The 6,463-nt window shown below is 63.3% G+C and carries 8 protein-coding genes; 6 read left to right on the forward strand and 2 right to left on the reverse strand.

The window, feature by feature from the left end:
- Positions 1–145: 145 nt before the first annotated feature.
- A complete protein-coding gene (locus tag AC1DVU_RS22235; RefSeq protein WP_476924650.1) occupies positions 146–1,729 on the forward strand; it encodes a hypothetical protein in 1,584 nt (527 codons plus the stop codon).
- Between the two features lie 173 nt (positions 1,730–1,902).
- On the opposite strand, the gene AC1DVU_RS22240 is transcribed toward AC1DVU_RS22235, so the two are convergent.
- Complete coding sequence (locus AC1DVU_RS22240; protein ID WP_476924651.1) at positions 1,903–2,121, reverse strand: hypothetical protein; 219 nt, start codon at positions 2,119–2,121, stop codon at positions 1,903–1,905.
- Complete coding sequence (locus AC1DVU_RS22245) at positions 2,118–2,549, reverse strand: hypothetical protein (RefSeq protein WP_476924652.1); 432 nt, start codon at positions 2,547–2,549, stop codon at positions 2,118–2,120. The genes AC1DVU_RS22240 and AC1DVU_RS22245 overlap by 4 nt, the downstream gene beginning before the upstream one ends.
- A gap of 77 nt (positions 2,550–2,626) precedes the next feature.
- On the opposite strand from AC1DVU_RS22245, the gene AC1DVU_RS22250 reads away from it, so the two are divergent.
- From AC1DVU_RS22250 to AC1DVU_RS22270, 5 genes are all read left to right on the forward strand, one after another.
- Positions 2,627–3,100, forward strand: coding sequence for a hypothetical protein (locus tag AC1DVU_RS22250; protein WP_476920557.1), 474 nt, complete (start codon positions 2,627–2,629; stop codon positions 3,098–3,100).
- Between the two features lie 83 nt (positions 3,101–3,183).
- On the forward strand, positions 3,184–3,549 hold the full coding sequence (locus AC1DVU_RS22255) for a hypothetical protein (RefSeq protein WP_476924653.1): 366 nt from the start codon (positions 3,184–3,186) through the stop codon (positions 3,547–3,549).
- Positions 3,550–3,683: 134 nt separating this feature from the next.
- Positions 3,684–4,082, forward strand: coding sequence for a phage tail fiber protein (locus AC1DVU_RS22260; RefSeq protein ID WP_476924654.1), 399 nt, complete (start codon positions 3,684–3,686; stop codon positions 4,080–4,082).
- Between the two features lie 55 nt (positions 4,083–4,137).
- Complete coding sequence (locus AC1DVU_RS22265; protein WP_476924655.1) at positions 4,138–5,988, forward strand: hypothetical protein; 1,851 nt, start codon at positions 4,138–4,140, stop codon at positions 5,986–5,988.
- A 1-nt stretch (position 5,989) separates the two neighbouring features.
- Positions 5,990–6,295, forward strand: a complete 306-nt coding sequence (locus tag AC1DVU_RS22270) for a hypothetical protein (protein WP_476924656.1) — start codon at positions 5,990–5,992, stop codon at positions 6,293–6,295.
- The last annotated feature ends 168 nt before the right edge of the window (positions 6,296–6,463 follow it).

A 6,463-nucleotide genomic window follows, 5' to 3' on the forward strand; every position in this document is an offset into this window, starting at 1 on the left:
TCCCGAACGTTGTGCCGGGTGCCGCGAATGTGCTGCACGTCTTCAGCCCCAAGGATGCGAAGACTGTCACGTTCACGGTCAACTGGTCGTACTACCCGGCGTACCTCTATGACCGTCCGGCGACCACGTGAGTCTTCAGCTTCGGATGGGTGACACGATCATCACCGATCAGGTCTCCAACATCCAGACGAAGAACATTCAGTTTGGTGGGTACGCGTCGGTCACGTTCAACGTGAAGCGCAAACTCGACCAGTCGTTGTTCGACACGTTCACGGATGTGTTCACGTATGACCCGATGACTGCCGAGCAGACCGGTGGCGGCCGGCTGCTTGAGCAGGGTCGCAACGATGACGGCACGTGGCAGGTGACGTGTCTTGGTGAGGGTCTGGCGTCGATGCAGGATGTGACGTCGCCGTGGTTCGCGATCGACACGAACCTTGACACGTTCTACCGGAACTACCGCAGCACGAAGCGTATGGACGCGACTATCGGTAACTATCCGGTGCAGTCCGACGATGAGCCGACCATTGTCTGCGATGTGACGCAGGAGGGCATCCAGGTTGCGGCGCTCTCGTCGGTTGAGATGACGACGCGACTTCCCACCCTGTGCAATCAGCGGATCGCCTCGATTGCGTTCAAGGACAAGGCCGGGATCACCAACTCCAACTGGCGCACCATTGCGTGCGTGCTCAGTTTCGACCGGGTGACTGTTGACGTGGTTCAGGATGACTCGTGGTCTACGACGATCAGTCCGTTCAGGATCAAGACCGTCAACGGCGATTTCACTGACCGGTATGACGTGCTGTTTCTGTTCAAGCGGATCACGTCGTTGTCGTCGGTCACGGATGAGGACTATTGGGCGACGGTTCGTGACTTTGCGATGCGTGCCCAGTTGTATGGCGCTGATGGTTCGCTGACGACTACGGGCTATGACACCCGCTACAACTATGTTCTGCCGCAAGAGGTTCTGACGGATTGGGTTGTGCGTTACTGCCCGCGGTTGAATGCTGCGACCGGGAGCATCGGTACGAGCGCGCAGTTCATTTACCAGATGGCGTACATCGACGGAATCCACGGCATGCAACTGGCTGATGATGTTGCTGCGATTGAGCCGGGTTTCGTGTGGCAGGTTTGGGAGCAGGGCACGGATGGGCGTTGGCCGTTCAACTATGTGGCGCTCCCGACGACCGTCCGCTACGAGGCTTCCACGGATGACGGGTTCACTGCCCCGACACCGACGACCGAGCTTTACAACAAGGTCATCGTCACCGGTAAGACTCCGTTGGGTCGCGACGACAACGTGACGGTCACTTCGACTGTCCCGGCTCTTGACGCTGAGGGCATCGTGCGTTGTGCGACCATCCCGCTGGGGTCTGAGATTTGGTCGGACTCGGCGGCTACGGCTGTCGGTACTGCGTTCCTTGCTGCACACGCTGTGGCGCCGAATGCAGGCACGATCACGATTGCTGGACCGATCAGGGATTGGACGACGGGTCGCATGGTTGGCCCGCAGCACATTCGCGCGGGTGAGTTGATTCGTGTGCGTGGTGTGCAGCCGACGCCGAGCACCTTGACCGCGACGGCTTCGGATGGTGCGACGGTGTTCCGGATTGTCAGCGCGTCGTTTGACAACGACAGCAACTCGACGGTGTGTGAGCTCGACTCCTACACGCCGACCGAGGAACGCGCTATCGCCGATTTGGCTCGTGCGCGCATCCGTCGCAAGTGAACTAGTCCTTCGGGGTTCCGTACCGCTTCACGTATCGCTCAAGCGCAGCCCGCACCACGTCGCTGGGTGTTTCTCCGCGTTCGGCTGCGATCCGCTGAGTTTCCCGCCACACTTCATCGGGAACCCTAATTCCACGAATCGGCGTTTTCGGCTTGTTCGGCACGGGGCTCATATTAGGCGCGGTCATCCGGCCCGCCCCAGATGCCCGTTCCCCAGCGGTCGTCGAGCTTGATCCCGTACATGGTGAGACCGAGTGCGCACCCGAGATCGGAGTAGCGGTGAGGGCGGACAGAGAGCCACGACTCAGTGTCGGTGCGGCACAGTCCCGGTGTTCGGTCGAGCACCCCGCAGAGCCACTCGAGCCCGTTGACGATTGCGCGCTTGATCCTCATACGACCGCGCGCCCAGAGCCGGTGCCGAAGTACAGCGGACCAAGAGCGGCAGAGAAATGCCACCCCCCGTCCTGCACCTCGTCGAATCCGAACCGGCAGCGGCGACCACGCAACGGATACCACGCGAGCCAGAACCACTGTCGCCGAACAAAGACCTTGCCGCTTCGGTGGGACTCCAGGCACCAATCCCCCCATTCGACGGAGCGGAACGGGTCGCGGTTGCGCCGAAAGTCCTCGGGCACGTCCTCAGGTTCAGGGATGGCGAGCGTTCCCTCCATTAGTCCGCAGTACGCATCCCAGAACGCGGCTCCCCGGGCGTCACCGCCACCGAACTGGTCGAAGCGGTCTGACGCCTGCTTCATCAGCGCGTAGGCGATCCGCTCAAGAACCGGGGCTGCGGTTGTTCTAGCTTCCTTGGATTTGTTCATACACCAAGTCTAGCGGGTGTTCATACACCTTGCTATAGTCGGTGTTCATACACCGCAATCTAGGGAGACCCGCGCGCATGACCGGATTCAAAGAGATCGGCCGTTTCATCACGGTGCTGGTGGCCACGATTGCCATCATCGGTGCGAGCATCGCGGCCACGATCGCCGTGAACACTCCCGAGTCTGAGCCGGTCATCGCGTCACAGTCCGGCATCATCGAACGCACCGCTGTCATTCGTCTCGGCACGTCGGTCTACTTGCACACGAACAGCGCGCACGGGTCCATTGGCATCACGTCCATCAACCTGTCCGGTGGTTGCCGTCTCGTTGTCAACATGGATTTGCAGCCGGGCGAGAAGGTGCTGCAAGTCGACGCTGAGGAAGACGAGTTCATGGCGAAACTTGGCGTGCAGGCTGGCGGCAGTGGCGGGCTTGGTTCGGTGACGATCTTCCTGTACCGGGCTGGCAAGGAAGTGTGCGCGAACTCCAGCATCTTCGGCACTACGTCGAACGTGTGGCTTGAAGTCACGTCCGAGATTCCGACCGCCTGACCCAATCCACGGCCCCGAAAGCCGCGCACACTCTCCGGAGTTCGCGCGGCTTTCGCATACCCCCAACAACTCCCGGAGGATCTGTGACCGAACACGAACCCCCATCCGCCGCGATCGACCCCTCGCCCGTCCAGTTGGCGCGCATCGAAGGCAAGCTCGACCTGATGCTGTTCCAGGTCACCGATCACGCCGGCCGAATCAAGACGCTCGAGGAACGCGACCGGACCCGCGAGTCTGAAACGCAGAAGCTCGCATCCGACGCGGCCGCGCGAGACCTCACCGTCGAGGCCACCGCTCGTGCGCTGCGGGAAGCAAAAGAATCGGAAGAGGCCGCGACCCGTGCAGAGATGGCGCGATCCGAGCAGACGTGGACGCCGGTATCTCGCGCACTCGCACTACTCGCCGTTGCCGCGTCGTTGCTGTCCGCGTACCTCATAGCCGTTCGCTGAATCAACCCGCCAGACCGAGCGAAGGAATGCGCCATGCCCGAAACCGACGAGCAACCCACTGACCGATTCCAACTGACGATCACCGCCTCGGGGACCGTCTCGCAAGGCACCGCCCCCGATGAAGGAGAACCGTCATGACCGCAGGCCTGTCCACCGTCAACACCGCCAACGCTTGGCTCAATTGCATCCGCGCATCTGGCACGACTCGCACCGTTGTTGCTGGCACGTTCGTGAAGCTGCACACGGGCGACCCCGGTTCGGCCGGCGCATCGAACGCGTCCGTTGGTTCGACCACGCGCGTCGCTGTCACTCAGGCCGCAGCGTCGGGTGGCGCAATTGCGTTGAACGGCACGGCCCCGGTTTGGACGAATGGTGGCACGTCGGAAACGATCACGCACATCAGCGTGTGGGACGACATTTCGGCGGGCAACTTCCTGTACTCGGCTGCTCTGACCGCATCGCAGGCGTGGGTGTCTGCGAACACGTTCACGCTCAACACGCTTGGAGTCTCGCTGACCCCGCTCGCCGCCTGATCCAACGTCGTTGAGGCGGTCCCATCGCCGACTAAATAGTTAGGCGGTGGTGACCGTGACGATCGCTCACGAGAGCGCCAACAACGGCAACGGGTTCGCCGGTTCAGGCACGGTTGGATTCGTCGGCACCGCCTCGACCAAGGCCGCCGTTGTCATGATCGAGCAGAACGCCTCGACCACCGACACGGTCACTGGCGTCACCTACCTTGGGGTCGCAATGACCCGGGCGCTGTTCCAGACCGAATCCACCGAATCCGGCGCGGTCTACATCTACTACCTGATAAACCCGCCCACCGGCTCGGGCAACGTCGTAATGACGGCGACCGGTACACCCGCCCTTCAGATGTTCGTGGCGTCCATGTCTGGCGATCCGGCGAGGTCGATCGCGGTGGCGGGCACCGGGACTGGAACCTCAACGTCGGTCGCTAACCCGTCGTGGAACATCACCAGCCTGCCGACCGGCGTAAAACTCGAAGCCTACGAGATCATCCACACCGGCCTGAATGCGATCACCTCGACCCCGGCATCCGGCTGGACCCTGATAAACAACCCCGATCTTGGCAACCAGGGGGTTGGGACCGCGCGGCAAACCGTCGCGTCGTCCAGCGCCACACTGGCCTCTGGGTGGACCGCCTCCACTGCCGACGACTATGTGGGCGCCAGCATCGCGTTCTACGAAGTTGTCCCGCCTAACGGCGACGCCTCGCTGCCGGTGACGACCAGCCTGACCGCTACCGGCACGGTCAACCGGACGGGCGACGCCACCCTTGCCGCCACGACCGCAGTCGCCGCAACGGGCGCTCGAGTCACAACCGGTGACGCCTCGCAGCCAGCAACCGCCACGGTCACCGCCGCTGGTGCAAAGGGCTTCGTTGGCACTGGCGCGCTCGTTGCCGCAGCGGCCATCGCAGCAACCGGCATCGTCGGCACCGTGGGCAACACCAGCCAGCCCGTCACGGCCACCGCTTCCGCTACCGGAGTGGCGGGCCGCTCTACCGGTTCCACGCTCGCCGCGACTGCCGCTCTCGTCTCAACAGGTACGGTCGGCAAGGTCGGGGACTCGGCGCTTGTCACCACGGCAACGATCACCGCAGCGGGCGTCGCCGAAAGCCCCGGCGTCAGTGCCGATGCAGCACTCATCTCCACTGCGAGCGTGTCCGCTACCGGTGCGCGAGGTGTGGCCGACGACTCGGCCCTTGCGACCACCGCAGCCATCACGGCCAGCGCATCGCTGAACCGCAACGCAGACTCGACCCTCGTGACGACTGCCGCAATCTCGGCAAGCGCGACGGTTGCCCGGAGTGGCGACTCGGCACTAGCCACAACCGCCACGACCACAGCAACGGCAACGGTCGGGCGCAACGGTGACGTCACGATCGCGTTCACCACTGGCACTACGGCAACCGGCTCGCGAGGAACAGCGACGAGTTCCGACCTCTCGCCCACTGCCACAGTCGCAGCATCCGGCACCGTCTCTGGCGCAGGGGTGGCACAACTCGCACCGGTCGCCACGCTCACCGCTTCGGGCATCCTCGGCATCTACGCGAACGCCACAAACCCTGTTGCAATCACGTTCGACGCCACGGGTTCGGTCAACAGCAACGCCGCCGCCAGCGCGCCCCTCGTTGCCACCATTGCAGCAGAGGGAACGGTCGGCACGCAGACCGCAGCAGCCGCGATCGCCACGGCAACCATCACGGCCACCGGTTCGGTCCTCGACCCCGCCGCACCCCGAGACGTCCAGATCCTCGCCGTCATCGAAGGCCAACGAGTCATCGCCATCACGCAGGCCACACGCGCGGTCACCATCGCCCAAACCGGTCGCAACATCCCGACCATCGAAGGCGAGCGCGACACGGCAACCGTCGAGGGAACACGCACCGTCACCATCGTCGAAAGGGCATGACATGGAGTTGCACAAAGAGGCACGCGAGTTCTACCGGCTCCAAATCACCACCGAAACGAGCGACGGAACACCCATCGAGCTCGACCAGTGGGAGGCCAGCTTCGACGGTGGCGGGACATGGCATCCGTCCGAAGTCATCGAGTGGGACGGGCAGGACTGGGCCGGCTGGCTCGTCGCTGGGCCGAACGCCGACAGCACGGGCGCGGTTGCAGTCATCAGCACCGGAGCGTCAAGGCATCCGATCGTCCGCGTTGTCGACAGCCCCGAAGTTGTCGTCCGCGACGGACCCACCATCAGCCTGACCTAGCCACCACAACGCAACACACGGGACGCCGCAAGCCGCCGCGCTCCTAAGTCGCACCGACCAAGGAGCCATCATGGCCTTGCCCGTAGGAATCACCACATGCGCCCTCAACGTAGGCCCACTGATCGACTTCGGCGGCGACGCATACATTGAGAAGGTCGAGTGGCAGCC

This window comes from Aeromicrobium sp. P2_G6, assembly GCF_056403535.1.

What these genes read in the sequence shown, in the direction of transcription:
- AC1DVU_RS22245 (WP_476924652.1), bottom strand. Translation starts at nt 2,549, where the DNA reads ATGAACAAATCCAAGGAAGCTAGAACAACCGCAGCCCCGGTTCTTGAG.
- AC1DVU_RS22260 (WP_476924654.1), top strand. Translation starts at nt 3,684, where the DNA reads ATGACCGCAGGCCTGTCCACCGTCAACACCGCCAACGCTTGGCTCAAT.
- AC1DVU_RS22240 (WP_476924651.1), bottom strand. Translation starts at nt 2,121, where the DNA reads ATGAGGATCAAGCGCGCAATCGTCAACGGGCTCGAGTGGCTCTGCGGG.
- AC1DVU_RS22235 (WP_476924650.1), top strand. Translation starts at nt 146, where the DNA reads ATGGGTGACACGATCATCACCGATCAGGTCTCCAACATCCAGACGAAG.
- AC1DVU_RS22270 (WP_476924656.1), top strand. Translation starts at nt 5,990, where the DNA reads ATGGAGTTGCACAAAGAGGCACGCGAGTTCTACCGGCTCCAAATCACC.
- AC1DVU_RS22250 (WP_476920557.1), top strand. Translation starts at nt 2,627, where the DNA reads ATGACCGGATTCAAAGAGATCGGCCGTTTCATCACGGTGCTGGTGGCC.